Raw genomic sequence first — 20,151 nt, forward strand, 5'->3', positions numbered from 1 at the left:
TCACGAAAGAACCTCTAGTATCCCATTTACTAGAGGTTCTTTTCATCTTGCTATTCTTTATCTTTGTTTATTTCTTTCTTCTCATCTTCTACTACTGATACTACAGGTTTATCATTTGATAGTTGTTGCACGGCACCTTTTCCAGCGAATCCTTCTAGTAATTCTTTTAAATCAATGCCAGAAGAAGCTTTTAACGTTTCTTGCATTGTTGCCATTAAATCAGTCGCATAGCCTGCAACCTTACCGGCACCGCTATTCTTACCACCGCCGCCTGTATCAACAACTGTAATTTTATCAATATTGCTAAGTGGACTCGCAATTTCTTTCGCATAACTTGGAAGCATTTTAAGAACCATATCCATAATCGCGGCTTGCCCATATAATTCAAATGCTTCTGCAATTTTTTGTTTCGCTTCTGCTTCTGCTAAACCTTTTAACCTAATAACATCTGCTTCCGCTGTACCTTGCGCTTTTTGTACTTCCGCTTTCGCTTGACCTTGCGCTTTTTCAATTTCTGCTTTTGCTAAACCTTCTACACGAACTTCTTCTGCACGTGCTCTTGCTTCTGCTTCAATTTTATATTGATCCGCATCTGCTTTTTTCATTTGTTTTACTTTTTCCGCTTCGGCTGATTGTTCAACAGCATAGCGATCTGCATCTGCCTTTTTCTTTACTTCTGCATCGTATTGCTTTTCACGACGCGCAATCTCTTTTTCTTCTAACTCAATTTGCTTTTCACGCTCAATGATTTTAACTCGCATTTGCTCTTCTGTAACACCTTGTTGCGCTTTCGCTTGTTGTAATTCATAAGAAAGATCTGCATCTGCGCGAGCTTGTTCTTGGTCTCTCTTATAAGATTGTACTTTTAATTCCTTATGCTTTTCAGCTTCAGCAATTTGTGCATCACGTTGATATTCTGCTTCTTTTGCTTCTTTCTCAGCACGAGCTTTTTCAATTCGTGCTTCTTTTTCACGCTCTGCATTTGCAACTGTTGCATCACGCTTAACCATTGCAATTTGCGGCTGACCAAGTGCATCTAAGTAGCCGTTTTTATCCATTATTTCTTTAATTGTAAAGGAAACGATGCGAAGTCCCATCTTCTTCAAATCAGTAGAGGCCACTTCATGCACCTTTTGTGCGAATTGCTCTCTATTACTATAAGCATCTTCTACTGTCATAGAAGATAAAATAGCACGTAGATGCCCTTCTAAAACTTCTTTTGCTTCTACTTTTAACTCTTCCGTTTCTTTTCCTAAATATTGTTCAGCTGCTGTAGAAACTTCTTCAATTGTCGATCCTACTTTAATAATAGAAACACCGTTTACTGTAATCGGAACACCTTGTTTCGTATACGTATCACGTGTTCCAACTTCTAATTTGTAGTTTAATAAACTAAGAAGTTCTGCCCGTTGCATAATTGGAACAACGAAAGTACCACCACCGCGGATAATCTTAATCTTCTTTCCATCATCAGTGATAACAACATTCTTTCCACCACCAAGCCAGTTCCCTGTTACAATTAATGCTTCATCTGGACCAACTGTACGATACTTCGTAATAAATACTAAAATGAGTAGAAGTAAAATTGCGAGTAAAACTCCACCGATAATTAATGGAATCGTCATGTAAATTCCCCCTTATAATTTTGGTTTCTTTAAAGAATAAGCGATGTTTTGTACAAGCAAAACACCATCTTGAACTCCTTCAATAATGACCTCGGTTCCTTGTGAAATATCTTTTTTCCCAATTGTTTTCGCTGGTATTGCATTACTTCCAAATTGGGATGAGATTAATACTTCTCCAAATCCTTCTTTCGGAATCGATATAATTACTTCTCCTTTTCGTCCAATAAATTCATCCATGCGGTGCATTGTATTTTGCTCTGCCTCTGCAATCGGTTTTAAAATTAATATTTTCATTATGAAAACACCGATAAAGGATATAGCAAATGAGCCACCAAAAATAATAATGCTATTAAAGGAAAATAAATATTCTCCTATATAACTAAATCCACATAACATTGCAAAAAAACTAAGTAATAAAGTTACAATGGATACAGATCCTCCACCAAAGCTAAATATTGATTCAAATATATCTCCAAAGAAGATATAAATGACAGTAAGTATAGTTGCAATTATAAATCCGTATAAATAAATTGTTTCAAGTGGATAACCAAACAAGACCATTTCTTATCCCCCTTTCTTAAACAATCCCTTTTTTGTTATGTGTATGCCCCACCTCTTTCAAAAATCATTAATCTTAATTTTCAGTTATTTACTTTTTAAAGAAAAACCTGTAAGACAGGTCTCTAAAAAAGAACAGGAGAAACCTATTGTGACAGGCTCCTCCTAGTAAATAACCGATATATTGTATATCTATATAATATACTATTTTCCACAAAAAGTAAAGTTAAACATACATTGGAAAAGCACTTATTTTACTGATAATGCGTATGTTCCATCGCCATTATCATATTTATATACATACAAGTAGTACTTACCTGGTTTTGCATTAAATTTTGCTTCTATATGATTTCCATTAGCTTGACCGTAAGCTGCGTAATTTTGCATATCTGATTCATAGTGAAGTACCCATGTCATCCCGATTCCATACTCATTTAAAACAGAAATATCGATATCTTTCGCTGATGCGACATTAAATGTATAAACATCGGTGTGATCCCCGCCGATAAGGCTACCTTTTATAGTAGTGTTTAACCCAATACGATTTGCTTCTTCTGGACGATTATTTGGTTCTGATTCTGTTACACTTCCATCTTTAATTGTAACAGTTGTTTCGCTTCTACTCTCTTTTCCTTTATCGTCTTTTACTACTAACGCTACTTTATAAGTTCCTTCTCTTTCATATGCATGTACTGGATTAACTTCTGTACTTGTACTTCCATCCCCGAAGTCCCATAAATAAGAAACGATTTTTCCATCTTCATCGTTTGACCCATCACTTTTGAATTGAATTCCTTCTTTTACAAGCCCGTTATAAGGTCCGTTTACATTAACCGTCGGGGCTTTATTTTCTCCGTCATCTTTTGCGATACCGTGGAAGACTACATCATATTCAAATTGATTAGAGCTATTCACACGGTAATTGACGAAATATGCTGTAACCGTTTTGTAGCCACTCCATTCTTTTTGCGTCAATTGTTCTAAAGCCTCATTTACTCTTTTACTCATTGCTTTCCAGTCTTCTGACTCACCTTTTGTTACACTACCTGTAAACGTGCCTTCTAATGTAAATGTATTAAAGAATTGAGATGTATGCTTTGTCATTTTTGTATCTTTCATAGACAACGTTTCACTAATTTCTTTCTTCACTTCTGTTAGTGCTTTTGGTGCATGTTCAGCTAAATAATCATCTGCTACTTCCGGCACATTGTACTTATCTTGATTATCAATTAACTGCTGCATATACTCTTGATACTCTTTATTTAACTTAGAATCTTTACTTAAAGTCTCACGATACGTATCATAATTTCCCACATCATTCGCACGAATTAAATCTTGAATTTTATCAAACGTTTCAAATTGATGAGTATATAAGTAAGACTGCAATGCGAACGAGTAGTTATAGAAATCCCAAGAACCATATTTAGCAAATAGTGTACGCTCTGCTGTATAACGGCTTGCAGGATCAGATGATAATCCACTAATGATGCTCTTTCTTGGTACAACGTTATTTGTACGAGTAGCTCCTGCGAAAAATTCTGCATTCCCTTCTTGGAACCAAGTTAATCTTTCATTTTGATACATATCTCCTCTTCCAAATAAACCGGGAACTTCATATCTCCCTTGAAGATAATGAGTAAACTCATGACGGAATAACTCTTCTAAACTATAAATACTTTGCTCTGGCGTACGCTCATATGTAAAGAATGTCCCTGTCTCTTCAATATAAATTCCACCGTTGTTTGTTTCATATCCATACAATTGTCTATTTAACTGGTATTCGTCTGGAGTATTATAGATTACTATCGTTAATACGTCGTCTGCATTACCTTGTTCTAAAGCTTTGTCATTTCCGATCACACGGTGATATTGCGCTTTTACTTCCTTCGCAGCCCAATATAATCTCTTGATTTTTTCTTCTGACACTTTATCCCCAGTTTTAAATACAATAGATCCATCATCGAATGTATACGTTTTTGGTAAGTATTGCTCTTTTCCTTCTTTACGTATCTTCTCTAAATCTACCGTATTCCCGCTATAATCTTTCCCATTATAGTTTGTTGTAATTTGTTCTACTGCAACAAAATACGGCTCACTTAAACGCGGGTACATATGCATTGCCTGTGTAACAACCTCTAATCCTTTATTTGGATTACTATGAAACTTACCTAAACGACTAGCAAAATAAATTCCATTATTAACGAGCCATTTATTTTCTGGCGTTACTTCATTTAGAAGAGCAATACGATTTATTTCATTAATAAACCCATCTACTTTTCCATACCACATCGTTTCATTCGCTTCTTTACGAGCCTCATTTAAGTAAGACTGTATATCATAATCAATGCCTTGCATCATATCGTATACAGCTTGTCCTTTCATACGATCGTCTACATATGCATTAAAATTATCATTATATTGTTTTAAAATATTCGATGCGTATTGCACCGTTTCAACATCACTTGATGCATTACTAATTAATTTTCCGTATGCAGATACGACTGTATCTTGCTCATTTGTTCCAAGCTTAAAGTTGGGATTTTTCGCAATAGCTTTTAACGCTGGTAAACATTTGTCCTGGAAGCTTCTTTCATTTAAGTCGCTTAATTCATTATTATAAAATGCAAGATAAAAAGCTGAACGTAACACTTCAGTAAACGTTTGAATTCCTTTTGAATCATCTTTCGTAAATGTACTACCTCTATGAGCTAATTCGTCTATAATTACTTGCATTTTTCCGTTATCTTTATAAAAGGCTTTTGCATCTTCATTAAACTGGAATAAGTCTGTAATTTGGTGCCACTTAATACTGCCTAACGTTTCAATTAATTCTTGATCATTCATTTTGTTTAAATCAGCCATTGAATAGCTTTCTTTAGCTTGCTTTACTGCCGAGTTCTTCGTAATAGATGCTGGTCGCTGTGAAAAATCTCCTACTTTTAAACGTTCTTGAAACGATAATGTTTCATCAACTTTCGAAATATGCCCAACTTCATCTACTGGTTTTTCAATTCCAACCGGCTTCGTTTTCAACACATTATACGGTACTTTTTCTTCCGCTGATGCATGAGTTTGAAGTGCCCCTAACGATAGAGCCATTGTACTAATACTAAGCATAACTTTATTAATCTTTGATTTCTTGTTCATATCCTTGTCCCCCTATTTAAATATTCCATCCAAGAATTTAACATAAAATCTAGATACAGAGATATAAAATGCAATATTTCATATTATTTCTTCCTACATTTTGTACATATCGTGAACGCCCTTGCCTTTATCTAACCTCCAATGATTATGAATCTATAGCGATTAAACTGTCCTTTTACACACGATAAAAAAACGAATTTTTTGACAATTAAACCTTTAATTGTTATGATTAATATAATTGTTAACTTTATTAAATAAAGGTGGGATTCTATGATAAAAAAAGAGAACAGTGTATTCTATATCTCCATCTTGCTAACAACATTATTCATCATATGGGGAATTACCCCGGCAAGTTGGATACAAGGCTATGATTTACAAAGCGTTACATCTTCTTTAAACTCATTCATTCTCAATAAATTTGGATGGTTTTACTCTCTACTTATGACCTCAATGCTTATTTTAGCTACTTATTTAGCATTTTCTAAGTATGGATCTATTCGTCTTAGTAAAGATGGAGAAAAACCAAAGTATAGTTATCCATCTTGGCTATCCATGTTGTTTGGGGCAGGAATGGGAATTGGACTCCTCTTTTACGGAATTACTGAACCGATTTCACATTTTACAGATCCATTAACAGGAAAAGCAGGCACAGAAGAAAGCGCCAAGCTCGCTATGCAATATTCATTTTTCCACTGGGGACTCTTTCCGTGGTCACTATACGCGATGGTTGCTTTAACAATTGCATATTTCACGTTCCGCAAACAAAAAGGTAGCACAATTGGTGCTACAGTTACTCCATTATTTAATCGATCGAAAAATTCTCCTATCGGAAAAACAGTCGATATTTTAGCTGTTTTAGCCACAGTATTCGGTATTGTGCCATCTGTTGGGATCGGTGCTCAACAAATCGCCGGAGGATTAAGCTATTTATTCCCTTCTATTCATAACACTTTACTTACACAGCTCGTACTTATCGCCATCTTCGCTGTTTTATATTTAACAAGTGCACAAACTGGCTTAGATCGTGGGATTAAATATTTGAGTAACTTAAATTTCTCTCTTGCAGGTATTTTACTCGTCTCCTTTTTACTTTTAGGACCAACTGTATTTATTATGAAATATTTCACATCTACACTCGGTTCTTATATTGGGGCTTTACCTAGTATGGGATTAAATTTAGGAGCATTTAATGAAAAATCTTCTTCTTGGATTGAAAACTGGACTATTTTTTATTGGGGATGGTGGATTTCTTGGTCTCCATTCGTTGGCACATTCATCGCCCGTATTTCTAAAGGGCGCACAATAAAAGAATTTATTTTTGGAGTTGTATTAGTTCCAACTCTTATCTGTACATTTTGGTTTGCAGTATTTGGCGGTACCGCTATCCATATGGAAATGTTCCAATCGCTTGGAATAGCTGATGAAATCGCAAAAAATGGTACAGAGATTGGATTATTTGCTGTTATTTCACACCTACCATTCTCTACATTTTTAACAATTATCGGGTTAATTTTAGTAGCCACATTTTTCGTTACTTCTGCCGACTCGGCAACATTTGTTGTTTCAATGCAAACGAGTAACGGAAGCTTATCACCGAAAAACAGTTTAAAACTTATATGGGGATTAACAATCGCGATAATTGCAGCTATTTTATTACAAGCAGGAGGACTAAATGCACTACAAATTGCAGCTATAATCGCAGCTCTACCATTTTCTATCGTAGTCGTCCTTATGGTTACTTCGCTCTTTAAAGAGCTGAGAAAGGAAGATGTTAATTCGCAAACAAAAGAAGTTCCGCAAAAGATAAAAAAGGTTATGTAACAATTAGCACCTCTTCTAAATGGGGGTATTCGCTCCTCAGATTAGTCCTGAATCCGTTATTACTGAGAGCGGCAAAGTAAATTAAATAAAACCCATTCGTATGAAATATAATTTTCATACGAATGGGTTTTTACTCTATTATATAGTGCTGTAAACATGCTTTCTCCTCAAAACCTACTTTCTTGTACAACTTCATCGCACGAACATTATTCGTATTCAAACATAGTTCTATCTCTCTCATCCCTTGAAAGGAGAAAATATACTGAATTGCACCTTGTAATAACCGCTCTCCAACACCTTTTCTTCTACTATTTTCAGTGGTTGCAATAAATTCTATATTCGCTTCTTGAAACTCCGGATTTACTTCAATATATACATAACCTTCTAACTTATCATTCTTCATACTTACAAATAATTTATTCGTATCACTTAAACGTTTGATAATTTCATTTCCTTCATAATATGTATTAGGGAAAACATTATTGTGTAAAGTAATAAACTGCTCAAATACTTTTGGTAAAGCTTCTTCTACATTACATATAATACGTTGTCCCGCAATATTATTTAAAATGAGAATACTATGTCGATCTTGTTCTTTAGCATGTAAATCCTTCATTAAGCGGGCACAATTATTATTTTCCACATGATAAAAACCATAAAATTTCTCAATATGAAAAGGCACCTTTTCTATAAGTTCCTTCCACATATGTAAAGTAACTTCTTCCCAATTCTCTGCAATAATAAAAGGCCCCCATATTTCTGCACATTTTTTTACTTCATCCACATCAAATCCTAATACACCTATTATTTTATTATTTTCATAAGTAATAACAAAAGATTGTTCCCAGCCTATATCAGAAAAATCATGGGTAATTGTCTGTAATAACTCCTCTTTCTCATCTCCACAATAACCAACATGATGCGTAGCATCTTTATTTACAGTTGCAATAAATGATGCCACTTCTTCGATTTTCAAAATAGAACTAACATGCATAACCTCTCCTCCTTCTCTAATACATTTACACTTTCCTCATTTATATCCTTCTAAAAAAAGACATCATCATAAGCATATTTCAAAATGAAATCGCCATGATAATGTCTTCTCAAAAACTCGTATAATCACTTTACATTATAATAAGATAAAACGTTTTTATTTCTTAAATAATCTCTTTCTAAATACAAACATACTCAGTGCTGAAAGAACTAATGCTACGCCTGAAAGTAACGTTGATGTATTCGCTTGTCCACCTGTTGCTCCTAGCGACTTCTTACTTTCTTCTTGTTTATTAACAACTGGTTTATTTTCTTTCATGCTTTGATTCTCTACTACTTTTTCTGTCACAACCTGATTATTCACGTTTTGTTCTTGAACTACTGTGGCTTGATTTATTTCTTCTTTCGATTTTTCAATCTCTCGTGCTACTTCTTTTTCTTTCGCCCCTTCAACTTCTGTTGTTGGCTCTTTCACTTCTTGCGAGCCTTCAGCTTCTTTTGCTGGTTCTTTTGATTCTTCAACTTCTTTTGCAGGCTCTTTTACTTCTTCTTTTGGTCCTTCAACTTCTTTTGCAGGCTCTTTTACTTCTTCTTTTGATCCTTCAACTTCTTTTGCTGGTTCTTTTACTTCTTCTTTTGATCCTTCAACTTCTTTTGTCGGTTCTTTCACTTCTTCTTTCGTTTCTTCAACTTCTTTTGCTGGCTCTTTTACTTCTTCTTTCGTTTCTTCAACTTCTTTTTCCGGTTCTTTCACTTCTTCTTTCGCTTCCTCAACTTCTTTTTCCGGTTCTTTCACTTCTTCTTTTTCAACTATATTCTGGATAACTGTTCCGTTAAAGCTTATACTAGTTTCATCCGACTCTAAATCAAATTTATATACCTTTTCACCTGGAGTACTCCATTTCATTACTCCGTTATTAAACGTTCCACCCTCACTTGTTAGTTTAATATTCTCAATAGTTTCTCCTTCTAAGTCATATACCGGAACTTGAATTTCTTCATTTACTTTCGCTTCATTTAAAATGATTTTTTGTCTTCCGGCATCAATTGAAAACCATTGACCTAATTGTATTAACGGCCTTACATCACGAATCTCATTTCCAGCTAATTTTAAACTGAGTAGGTCTAACATTGAACCAAGAACTGATACATCTTTAATATGATTATCCGCAAGGTTTAACCACTGTAAATTTTCCAGTGAAGATAACGGCGTTATATCTTCAATTTTATTATGAGATACATTCACGTCTTTCAATTGTTTCAAGTTTGAAATGAACTCAATATTTTTCAACCCTACTCCTTCTAAAGTGAGGTTTTCTAAGTTCGTCATATATTCTAAACCAGTTAGATCTTTTATCTCTTTTCCTTTTTCTTTAAGTATCTCTAATGTTTTAATCTGTAATAAATCTTCTTTTGTTATAGGGGCATTTAGATTCTCTCTACCAAAATTCTTTTTATTAATATGTTGTTGTAAATTTTTATCAAGAATTACATTTTTATTTTCTGTTTGTTTTTCAACTATACTTTGTATAACCGTCCCATTAAATCTTATTTTACTTTCAGCAGAATTCGTATCTAGTTTAAATTCATATATTTTTTCTCCAGGACTATTCCATTTTATAAATCCGTTATTCAGAGTAGCCTCTTCACTTTTTACATTAATATTTTGAAGTGTTTCTCCTTTAAGATTGTATATTGGAATTTTTATTTCTTCATCCACACTTGCTTCATCTAAAAAGATTTTTTGTCTTTGAATATCGATATACATTCTTTTTCCTAATTCTTGGACAGGTCTAACATCACGAATTTCATTCGAACCCAGCTTTAAATCATATAAACCTGTTAATTGACTAAGTGGTGTTATATCTGAAATATAGTTTTCCTCTAAATTAAGTGATTGTACAGTAGATAATCTTAATAAAGATTCGATGTTTTTTAATTCATTTTTAGAAAGGTCTAACTCCACTAACTTTTTCATTGAGGTAATATGCTCGATATTAGTAAGTCCATTGTTACTTAAAGATAAATTCTTCACATTTTTCAATTGCTCAATCCCAGCAAGATTAGCATTACTAATTTGATTATTTGCTACAGTCAAAGTCCTTAAAGTCGTTACTGTAAATAATGGTTTAATATCTTTTATATAATTGCTATTTAAATCTAACATTTTAATCTTCTTCATTTGACTCAATGGGCTTAAATCTGAAATTTTATTGTTTCTCAAACTTAAAATCTCAACATGCTCTAACTCAGCCAAAGGTCCAATATCTTCGAGTTCACCATAAGTTATACTTAATGATTTTAATTGTCTCAACTTCGAGATAAATTGTATATTTTCTAACTTAACTTCTTCCAACGTTAAGTTTTCTAAGTTCGTCATATATTCTAGACCGCTTACGTCTTTTATTCCTTTACTTTTTGCCTCAACGACTATTAAAGATTTAACTTTTAATAAATCTTCCTTAGTTATTGGCGTATTTAGATTCTCTCTATTCAAGTTATATTTATTAATATGCATTTGCAATTGCTTATCTACTATTACATTTCCATCTTGTTGATCCACTTTATCCTCTTTATTTTCCTTTTGATCTTTTGGAACATTGTTTTCTAGATTTAACGCATTTACTTCAAACTGCACCTGGTACTTATTATCATAGGCCATTGTCGGAATATAAATATGCATTTGCATATTATATCTTTTTCCTAATTCTCCAACTTCAAATTGAATAACCTTCGTCCCATTTTTCTTTTTATCCTCTGATATGACTTTTACATCATGGAATACACCAGGAGTATCAATATCCTCTGTTTTCAAGTATTCGAAGAAATCACTATCACTTAACGTTGCCGTTACAATTTTCTTCCCATTCTCAATTGTTAATTTAGGATCTTTTATATAAACAGCTGCCATAGACTCTTCATTCGTTTTATCTTTATACGCTTTAATAACAGCATCATATGTACCATCTTCTAAAGCCTGTCCAGTTTTGTTCGCCTCAATTGCTACAGCTGCTAAAGCAGGCGTTGAATACGTAGCAAATGGAAGTGATAACGCCGCAGCGATAATCATCGCATTTATATGTTTTCTTTTAGTTTTTTTCAACTTTACATCTCCTCCAAAATATATAAATCAAAATATAATCATTTCTCGAATAAATGATAATGATTTTCATTATCATTGTCAACTAAAAAAATAAAAAGTTTACAAAAAATAACCCCTTTACAAGGGGTTATGCCATTCTTTCTCCTGATTCTTCTTTAAAAAAGCTCTTCATCGCATGAAATACATCTGCTTTTTGCTTTAAAATATAATATCTGAAATTCTCGTCTTTAATATTTTTATATGCTGACATAAGCGTACTGTGGCGGTTGTACTGATTCACTTCCCCATACCCAAACATATTACACTTCTTCATCAACTCTTCCACAAGCTTTACGCATCTAGCATTATCCGAAGTTAAATTATCACCGTCTGAAAAATGGAATGGATAAATATTATAACGGTCTGGTGAATATTTATTATCGATTAACTCAAGTGCTTTTTTGTATACAGAAGAACAGATCGTTCCGCCACTTTCCCCTTTTGAGAAAAACTCTTCTTCTGTGACGACCTTCGCTTCCGTATGGTGAGCAATAAACTCAATGTCTACGGTTTCATACTTTGTGCGTAAAAATCTTGTCATCCAGAAAAAGAAGCTACGTGCCATATACTTCTCCCATATTCCCATCGATCCACTCGTATCCATCATCGCTAATACAACAGCTTTTGAATCTGGCTTTAACACTTCATTCCAAGTACGGAACTTTAAATCTTCTTGGTGAATTGGATGGAAAGATGCTTTACCACGCATTGCATTTCGTTTATATGCAGATATCATCGTCCGTTTCTTATCAATATTTCCCCATAATCCTGTTTTTCTAATATCATTAAATTCAATATGTTCAATCCGGTTTTCATCTATTTCTTTTCTCTTTAAATTAGGCAGCTCTAACTCTTTGAAAAACGCTTGCTCCAATTCTAAAATTGAGACTTCTGCTTCATAATAATCTTCTCCAGCTGCATCTCCTGCCCCTTGCCCTTTTCCTGGTCCCTTCTGCTTTTGACCACCTGATCCATCTCTTGCAACAACATCACCAACTTTACTGTCACCGTTTCCTTGCCCAACGTGTTTGTTTTTATCATAATTGTATCTAATCTTATATTCATCTAAAGAACGAATCGGTATTTTCACAACATCCTTGCCATTAGACATAACTATACTTTCTTCTGTTACAAGGTCTGGTAAATTATTTTTGATTGCCTCCTGCACTTTTTCTTGATGGCGTTGTTGGTCGTCATATCCTTTGCGATGGAGGGACCAGTTTTCCTGTGAAATCGTGTAATTTGGTTGGTTTTCTTCGCTCATTCCTTTCCCTCCTTACTGTAATTGTCTTCCCCTATGAACAGCAATCTATAATTTTGTTTTCTAGTGTGCGTAACTAGAATATTTGAAAAATAACTGTTCATCGAAAATCATCCCATAAACATATATAGCGTTTTTCATACAATACTCCGAGCATCCTAAACAAAATTTTGCCACTCACATAATAGAAAGAAACATTCAGCCGTTGATAAGAAAGAAACACAATGCATTGTTGCACACATTTTCGTTTTGCAACATATTGTATTGTGTTGGCTTTTTTGTATGAATGGTTGGTTACTCTATCATATGCATATTGTAAAAATAATTGACAAGAAATTCATAAAATCGCATCTTAATTTATTATATTCGGACAAGCTATGACATTTTTTACAAATATCAATAGATAACAAAACGCCGTCCCAAGAATAAGAGACAGCGTTTTGTTATCAAACTATCGATTTAACAAACTACCTACATATCGTAACAATTCATTCGCAGATGAAGAATTATAGCCATGCTCATCAATTAAGCGTGCAACAACATCATTGATTTTCTTAAGCTGATTTTCGTCTGGTGTTTTCGTTGATGTTGTAATTTTCACTATATCTTTTAAATCGGCAAATAGTTTTTTCTGAATCGCTTCACGAAGACGTTCGTGTGAATTATAATCAAAGCGTTTTCCTTTACGTGCATAAGCAGAAATGCGAATTAAAATTTCTTCACGGAATGCCTTTTTAGCATTTTCTGAAATTCCAATTTGCTCTTCAATCGAACGCATAAGTTTTTCATCTGGGCTCATTTCTTCACCAGTTAACGGATCACGTAATTTTGATTTATTGCAGTATGCTTCGACGTTATCTAAGTAATTATCCATAAGTGTCTTAGCTGATTCTTCGTATGAATAAACAAATGCTTTTTGTACTTCTTTCTTAGCAATTTCATCGTATTCTTTTCTCGCTAATGAGATGAAATTCATATAGCGCTCTCGGTCCTCACTACTAATTGACGGGTGCTGATCCAATCCGTCTTTTAACGATCTCAGTACATCTAGTGCATTAATAGATGGTACCTCTTTTCGAATAATTGTAGAAGAAATTCGGTTAATGACATAACGAGGGTCAATCCCCTTCATACCTTCATCTTGATATTCGCGTTGCAGTTCCTCTACATCAATCGTATTATATCCTTCTACCGTTTCTCCATCATATAAACGCATCTTTTTAATTAAATCAATATCTGGACGCTTCGGATCTTTTAAACGAGTTAAAATAGTGAACATTGCTGCAACGCGAAGTGTATGCGGTGCAATATGAACATTGGACACATCACTTTCACGAATCATTTTTTCATAAATATGTTCTTCTTCACTAACCCGTAAATTATATGGAACCGGCATTACAATAATTCGTGAATGCAATGCTTCATTTTTCTTATTTGCTATGAAGGAACGATACTCTGTTTCATTTGTATGCGCTACAATTAATTCATCTGCTGAAATAAGCGCAAATCTTCCTGCTTTAAAATTCCCTTCTTGTGTAAGCGATAGTAAATGCCATAAAAATTTCTCATCACATTTTAACATCTCTTGGAATTCCATCATGCCGCGGTTCGCCTTATTTAATTCTCCATCAAATCGATATGCACGAGGATCTGATTCCGAACCGTATTCTGCAATTGTAGAAAAGTCTAGACTACCTGTTAAATCGGCAATATCTTGTGATTTTGGATCAGAAGGACTAAATGTACCAATTCCTGTACGGCGATCTTCAGAGAAGAAAATACGCTCTACAACTACATCCTCAATTCTTGACCCATATTCTTGCTCTAGACGCATAACATTTAATGGTGATAAATTCCCTTCAATCCTTACTCCATATTCATCAAAGAAATCATTCCGTAAATGTTGCGGAATTAAATGAAGTGGATCTTCATGCATTGGGCATCCTTTTATTGCAAAAATCGCTCCACGATCTGTTCGTGAATATGTTTCTAATCCTCGTTTCAACATCGTAACTAATGTTGATTTCCCCCCACTAACAGGCCCCATTAATAACAAAATACGTTTCCTAACATCTAATCGTTTTGCAGATGGATGAAAATATTCTTCCACAAGGCGTTCTAAAGCATCCTCTAATCCAAATAGCTGATTACTAAAGAAGTTATATTTTCTTCTACCATCAACTTCTTCAATTCCAGCATCTTTTATCATATTGTAAATGCGAGAGTGTGCTGTTTGAGCCACCCATGGTCTTTCTTTCACAAGCTCCAAATACTCCGCAAACGTACCTTCCCATTGTAAACGTTCCTCTGCTTCCCGATATTGTTCAATTTTCTTTAGAATATCCATTATAGCTCCTCCCCCATCTCCTTGTTCAATCGGATTATTATAAAAGGTATGCTAGGATGTCCTTAAACATTCTTTAAATCAAAACGAAATATATAATAGCGCGATAAAATTCTCTCCAAAATTCAAAGAAAATTCTGTATAATAAAGATATTAAAGTTTTCACGCTGCTATTCATTGTAAATAAATTCTTTTCTTCTGGGAACCTTACATACATTTCGATTCACAAATAGGATTCGTAAACCGAAAAAGTAAGGGGGAAATTAGTATGAAGTTATTATTAATTTTAGGTGTATCACTCACATTTCTTACAGCTATTTTCACATCTGGTTATAACGATAAACCAGGTACACAAAAAAAGTGATGTGCTTTTCAGCACATCACTTTTTTTCTTGTTTTTTATACACTATTTAAAATAAATATTTTCCACATCGTATATCGATAAAGGGCGATTATAAAAATAACCTTGTACGATTTTCACATTCTTTTCCTTTAAGAACTGTATTTGTTCCGCCTTTTCTACTCCTTCTGCAATTACATTTAACCCTAGAGTATGTGCTAAATGAATAATTGCAGCCGTAATATTCGTATCTCTTTCATCTTTATATATACCTTCCATAAAAGAACGATCAATTTTTAACGTATCAATCGGATATGTTTTTAAATAACTTAAAGATGAATATCCCGTTCCAAAGTCATCTAAATGAATCTTTAAATTTTGTTCTTTTAACTGCAATAACACTCTTTTTGATACATCTTTATGTATAAGAGCCCCTTCTGTAACTTCTATTGCTAATAAATGAGGGGGAACGTTGTACTTATTTAAAGCACGTGTAATCATCTCTATTAATGTAATAGAACGAAAATGTCTAGCTGAAATATTAACTGCGATTGGTACAACCTCATATCCTTTATTTAACCATTCACGTATCTGTTCACAAACTTGATGTACTACCCATTCATCAAGTTTAATAATAAACCCTGTTCTTTCAGCAAGTGGGATAAATTGATTTGGCGAGACAAAACCTAGCTCCTTATTCTCCCACCTTATTAAGGCTTCCATACTGGCCATCTTTCCCGTTTCAATATTAATTTGAGGTTGATAATAGAGGGAAAATTCATTTTTCTCTATAGCACGATGTAACTGATTTTCTATTATAAACCTTTGTTCACGTTCACAATCTAATCCACTACAATAAAAATGATAATACCCTTTTCCTTTTTCCTTTGCTTTTTCCAAAGCTGCGTCGACTCTTTGGAAAAGCATTTTTTCATCCATTCCATCTTCTGGGGCCATTACAATCCCAATTGATGCACTCAAATAAACATCCTCTTCTTCTATTACAAAATGCCCACTAATTTTCTTTAATATTGTTTGTGCAACTTCCTCTACGTATTCTCTCGTTATATTTTCTATTAACATAACAAATTGATCATCATGTTCTCTAAATAAATGCATATCTTCTATTTTTAGGTCTCGTAAGCATTCAGTAACTTTTTTTAAGACTTGATCCCCTTCTTTATGACCAAATGTATCATTAATAAGGTGAAATTCATCCAAATCTATAAAAACCAATGCGAATTCTTTATTCTCAGCTAAAAATTCATTTAGCTTATTTGTACATGATATTCTATTCATTAACCCCGTTAACTGATCAAAGTAAGCCAAATATTCTGTTTTCATCTCATTTAATACTTGCCTCGTAACATCCCTCGTAACAATGTACACCCCGACGATTTCACTATTCACAATAATGGGGATTGTCCTCACGGAAATATAAAGTTCATATCCTTCTTTATGAATATATTTCTTTGCAACAATTTGTTTTGCTCTTCCCTGTAAAGCATTTTTAAATATAATTTGAAAAGTTTTTTCATATTCTTTATTTATAAACTGAAAAATAAATTGGTCCTTTAACTCTTCATATCGATACCCAAAAATTTCATAAGTCGCTGGATTTGCATATGTAATTCTTCCAATAGAATCTACAGATATAATGGAATCATTATTATATTCTAGTAATGACTTAAATAACATTTGTTTTTCTTCTATTTCCACTTTTTTCTTAACCTGTGCTGTAATATCTCTAGTAATACAAATAATAAACTGACATGTTCCATTTACATCGCATACTGGATTAAGTGAAGATTCATAATGTATATCACCAGTTGGCAAACTAATTACATCACAAAATGTAATTGCTCTCTCTTCTCTCATTACTTTTGCATAGTGTCCTTGCAATAACCTTGCCGTATCTTCTGGTAATACTTCTGCAAAAGTTTTCCCATAACATTCTTTCCCTAGCCTGGCGTGATTCATTCCTATTTTATTCACATAAATATATTTAAAAGTTTCATCATCAATAACTTTCACAATAAACACTAAATCTTGAATAGCATGTAACAATCCCTGTCTTACTAAATCCATATCTATCATACTTAAAAAGGTATTTTGATTATTATATTGTTCCTTCATATTTATCTCAACCCGTCTTATCTATTTTTATTCATATATCTCATTCTATATGAATATGTACCTTTTTTAAAATGTATGATTACATATTTTTTTAAAAAATAAAAAAGCCGCCAAATGGCGACTTTTAATACACGATTTCTAAATCTAATCCTGGATAATTTTGTTGACGGAACGCTTCATAAATTAAAATTGCTGCTGTATTAGATAAATTTAATGAACGTACTTTATCCGTCATTGGAATACGTAAACAATGATCGAAGTTTTCTTCAATTACATTAGCTGGTAATCCATTTGTTTCTCTTCCAAATACGAAATAGTAATCCTTCTCACGTTTGCTATAATCAAATGCTGTATGAGCTTTCTCGCCATACTTTGTTAAATAAAAGAATTCACCATCTTTATTTTTCTCATAAAATTCTTCGATTGAATCATAATACGTAACTTTTACGTGCTGCCAATAATCTAATCCTGCACGCTTTAACATTTTGTCATCCGTTGAAAATCCAAGCGGTCTAATCAAATGTAATTCTGTTCCAGTTGCTGCACAAGTACGTGCAATATTTCCTGTATTTGCTGGAATTTCTGGTTGATATAAAACAACATGTACTCCCACGCGATATTCACCTCTATTTTTTATCTACTACGTATTATACCACTTGAACGAAAAATCTCTACCCATTAATAATATGAAAGAATTTATATTTCATTTGTGGTGTATATTTACTAGAATCTTCATAGTTCCAATAACGCCTGCGGCTATTCGCTGAATGTGCATTTACAAGCGGCATACCATCTGCGTCTTTTGCTACTACAATTGTCGTATGATTCCACCTACCATCATCCTCAAAATCATACGCAATTACATCGCCAAGAATAAGGTCTTCTGGCCTTTCTACTGCTTCTGCTCGAAGCCCTGTTGTGGCACCTGACAAATACCAATAAAAAGAGTGTGCTACAGCCCAGCTCCAACTCCACTGGTTTCCCCTTTGCCACCACCCTTTACGAATATTAGGATGTCCATTCATTGGTACTTCTCCAGTGTGCAGACATTGTGAAATGAAATTTGTACAATTATCCGGAAAATTACGGTATGCAGAATTGCGATCATCCCACCAACGCTCTGCATATTTCACTGCCTCTAAACGATTATATTGATATGAACCGTATTTTTCTTTCGTGACTTCCCGTTCTAACGTTTCACCTATTCCTATTTCTTCTGACACTTCGAGAGCATAATCATCTATTATACAACTATTTTTTAAACAAACTCGTCGTTTTAATTGTTCCTCTTCGATATAAAATAATTCTTTATGCTTAATTAAATATTTCAAGTGTATTTGATAATCAATTTCTTGATGCTCATTACTATTTAATTGTCTAACGAAAGAAATATCTGCAGTTGCTTTCACTATATGTGCACTACGCTTTTGAAACAATTGTTTCTTTCTCTGTACCATTTGTAACAAATCTACTGCAATACCATCTACATCTGTTCGTTTCTCTGTTATATATGCTAAAAACTGTTGCACTTGCTTTTCAATATTCGCTTTTACAACCATTTCGTCTCCCTCCCATATTACAATATGAAAAAGGGAGATATTATCTACTCTTTTTTCTGTGCTAACAATTCAAGTCCACGATTCATTTCATGAAGAACCTCTTCATCTTTCTCACGTTCCATCGCTTTTTCAATCGCTTCTCCTACTCCATCTCCACCAATTTTCCCAAGTGCCCATGCTGCTGTTCCCCGAAGGACTGGTCTTGGATCATCTTTCATAACACCGATTAAATCAGGAATTGCTGCTGTTTCTTTAAAATGCGCAAGTGCTAAAATAGCATTTCGTTGCAATGGTTTTTTACCTCTCCATGAACCAGACATAATTCCATACTTCTCTTTAAAATCACGATTACTAATTGTTAAAAGTGGTGTTAATAACGGTTTAACTAACTCAGGGTCAGGCTCCATTTCAGGATGGTTATGAAAATCCATTCCTTTATTTTTCGGACAAACAGTCTGACACGTATCACATCCATATATACGGTTTCCTATTTTATCGCGATATTCTTCAGGCAGAAACCCTTTTGTCTGTGTTAAAAATGCAATACATTTCTTCGAGTCCAACTGCCCGCCTTGTACTAAAGCACCTGTAGGACAAATATCAATACATTTCGTACAACTTCCACATTGATCTTCTATTGGCCGATCAGGAGGGAATGGAACATTCGTAATCATTTCTCCTAAGTATACATACGAACCAAATTCCGGCGTAATAATAGCGCAGTTCTTACCACTCCATCCAATACCGGCACGCTCTGAAACAGCTCGATCACTTAGCTCCCCTGTATCAACCATTGATTTCACTTCTATATCCGGCAGCTTTTCGATTAAATATGCCTCTAACTTTTGCAAACGATCTCGTAGAACAAGGTGATAATCTTGGCCCCAAGAAGCACGGCAAAAAATCCCACGTCGTTCCCCTCGTTTACTTAATGGTGCATTTTTTAATTTTGAAGGGTATGCTAAAGCAATCGCAATAATTGATCTCGCACCAGGTAGCAATAGCTGTGGATTCGTTCTCTTCTCTATATCAGGCTCTTCGAATCCAGACTGATAATTCAATTGTTGTTGCTGGATTAGGCGCTGCTTTAATTCCTCAAATGGTGAAGCACTGGCAAAACCTATTTTATCTATACCAATCGTTTTACTATACGCAATTACATCTTGCTTTAATTGTTCAAAGTCCATTTTCAATCGCCTCCACCGATGAATCCATCCCTTATGTA

Annotated in this window: 12 protein-coding genes; 1 reads left to right on the top strand and 11 read right to left on the bottom strand. The window is 34.0% G+C overall.

Annotated features, from left to right (window positions below; translation table 11 throughout):
* Window positions 1-50 precede the first annotated feature (50 nt).
* The 3 genes from MKX66_RS17060 to colA form a co-directional block, all read right to left on the bottom strand.
* Window positions 51-1,625, bottom strand: a complete 1,575-nt coding sequence (locus tag MKX66_RS17060; RefSeq protein ID WP_002029662.1) for a flotillin family protein — start codon at window positions 1,623-1,625, stop codon at window positions 51-53.
* 12 nt (window positions 1,626-1,637) lie between these two features.
* Window positions 1,638-2,186, bottom strand: a complete 549-nt coding sequence (locus MKX66_RS17065; RefSeq protein ID WP_088032433.1) for an NfeD family protein — start codon at window positions 2,184-2,186, stop codon at window positions 1,638-1,640.
* 246 nt (window positions 2,187-2,432) lie between these two features.
* Window positions 2,433-5,330 carry a collagenase ColA gene (gene colA, locus MKX66_RS17070; RefSeq protein WP_341086793.1) on the bottom strand — a complete coding sequence of 966 codons (2,898 nt, stop codon included), beginning with the start codon at window positions 5,328-5,330 and terminating at the stop codon, window positions 2,433-2,435.
* Between the two features lie 270 nt (window positions 5,331-5,600).
* Between colA and opuD the strand changes: the two genes are divergently transcribed.
* Window positions 5,601-7,151, top strand: a complete 1,551-nt coding sequence (gene opuD / locus MKX66_RS17075; protein ID WP_000591600.1) for a glycine betaine transporter OpuD — start codon at window positions 5,601-5,603, stop codon at window positions 7,149-7,151.
* 130 nt (window positions 7,152-7,281) lie between these two features.
* Here the strand turns inward: opuD and MKX66_RS17080 are convergent, their stop codons facing one another.
* The 8 genes from MKX66_RS17080 to queG form a co-directional block, all read right to left on the bottom strand.
* Window positions 7,282-8,145: a GNAT family N-acetyltransferase gene (locus tag MKX66_RS17080; RefSeq protein ID WP_193653256.1), complete on the bottom strand. Its 864-nt coding sequence runs from the start codon at window positions 8,143-8,145 to the stop codon at window positions 7,282-7,284.
* Window positions 8,146-8,301: 156 nt separating this feature from the next.
* Window positions 8,302-11,247, bottom strand: coding sequence for a leucine-rich repeat domain-containing protein (locus tag MKX66_RS17085; RefSeq protein ID WP_341086797.1), 2,946 nt, complete (start codon window positions 11,245-11,247; stop codon window positions 8,302-8,304).
* 127 nt (window positions 11,248-11,374) lie between these two features.
* Entirely contained in the window at window positions 11,375-12,550 is a 1,176-nt protein-coding gene (gene yhbH / locus MKX66_RS17090; protein ID WP_002029660.1) for a sporulation protein YhbH, read from the bottom strand.
* 448 nt (window positions 12,551-12,998) lie between these two features.
* Window positions 12,999-14,894: a PrkA family serine protein kinase gene (locus tag MKX66_RS17095; RefSeq protein ID WP_002029658.1), complete on the bottom strand. Its 1,896-nt coding sequence runs from the start codon at window positions 14,892-14,894 to the stop codon at window positions 12,999-13,001.
* A 403-nt stretch (window positions 14,895-15,297) separates the two neighbouring features.
* Window positions 15,298-17,367, bottom strand: a complete 2,070-nt coding sequence (locus MKX66_RS17100) for a sensor domain-containing protein (RefSeq protein ID WP_341086798.1) — start codon at window positions 17,365-17,367, stop codon at window positions 15,298-15,300.
* 124 nt (window positions 17,368-17,491) lie between these two features.
* Complete coding sequence (trmL, locus tag MKX66_RS17105; protein WP_000538149.1) at window positions 17,492-17,980, bottom strand: tRNA (uridine(34)/cytosine(34)/5-carboxymethylaminomethyluridine(34)-2'-O)-methyltransferase TrmL; 489 nt, start codon at window positions 17,978-17,980, stop codon at window positions 17,492-17,494.
* Between the two features lie 58 nt (window positions 17,981-18,038).
* Window positions 18,039-18,926 (bottom strand): amidase domain-containing protein, encoded by an 888-nt coding sequence (locus MKX66_RS17110; RefSeq protein ID WP_002029655.1) that lies wholly within the window; start codon window positions 18,924-18,926, stop codon window positions 18,039-18,041.
* A 44-nt stretch (window positions 18,927-18,970) separates the two neighbouring features.
* Complete coding sequence (gene queG, locus MKX66_RS17115) at window positions 18,971-20,113, bottom strand: tRNA epoxyqueuosine(34) reductase QueG (RefSeq protein ID WP_012260276.1); 1,143 nt, start codon at window positions 20,111-20,113, stop codon at window positions 18,971-18,973.
* Window positions 20,114-20,151: the final 38 nt, after the last annotated feature.

The organism is Bacillus sp. FSL R9-9530 (genome assembly GCF_038008145.1).
Taxonomy (GTDB): Bacteria; Bacillota; Bacilli; order Bacillales; family Bacillaceae_G; genus Bacillus_A; species Bacillus_A mycoides.

Coding starts and splice junctions, on each gene's coding strand:
- queG (WP_012260276.1), bottom strand. CDS start 20,113: ATGGACTTTGAACAATTAAAGCAAGATGTAATTGCGTATAGTAAAACG.
- opuD (WP_000591600.1), top strand. CDS start 5,601: ATGATAAAAAAAGAGAACAGTGTATTCTATATCTCCATCTTGCTAACA.
- colA (WP_341086793.1), bottom strand. CDS start 5,330: ATGAACAAGAAATCAAAGATTAATAAAGTTATGCTTAGTATTAGTACA.
- MKX66_RS17080 (WP_193653256.1), bottom strand. CDS start 8,145: ATGCATGTTAGTTCTATTTTGAAAATCGAAGAAGTGGCATCATTTATT.
- MKX66_RS17065 (WP_088032433.1), bottom strand. CDS start 2,186: ATGGTCTTGTTTGGTTATCCACTTGAAACAATTTATTTATACGGATTT.
- MKX66_RS17060 (WP_002029662.1), bottom strand. CDS start 1,625: ATGACGATTCCATTAATTATCGGTGGAGTTTTACTCGCAATTTTACTT.
- yhbH (WP_002029660.1), bottom strand. CDS start 12,550: ATGAGCGAAGAAAACCAACCAAATTACACGATTTCACAGGAAAACTGG.
- MKX66_RS17110 (WP_002029655.1), bottom strand. CDS start 18,926: ATGGTTGTAAAAGCGAATATTGAAAAGCAAGTGCAACAGTTTTTAGCA.
- MKX66_RS17095 (WP_002029658.1), bottom strand. CDS start 14,894: ATGGATATTCTAAAGAAAATTGAACAATATCGGGAAGCAGAGGAACGT.
- MKX66_RS17100 (WP_341086798.1), bottom strand. CDS start 17,367: ATGAAGGAACAATATAATAATCAAAATACCTTTTTAAGTATGATAGAT.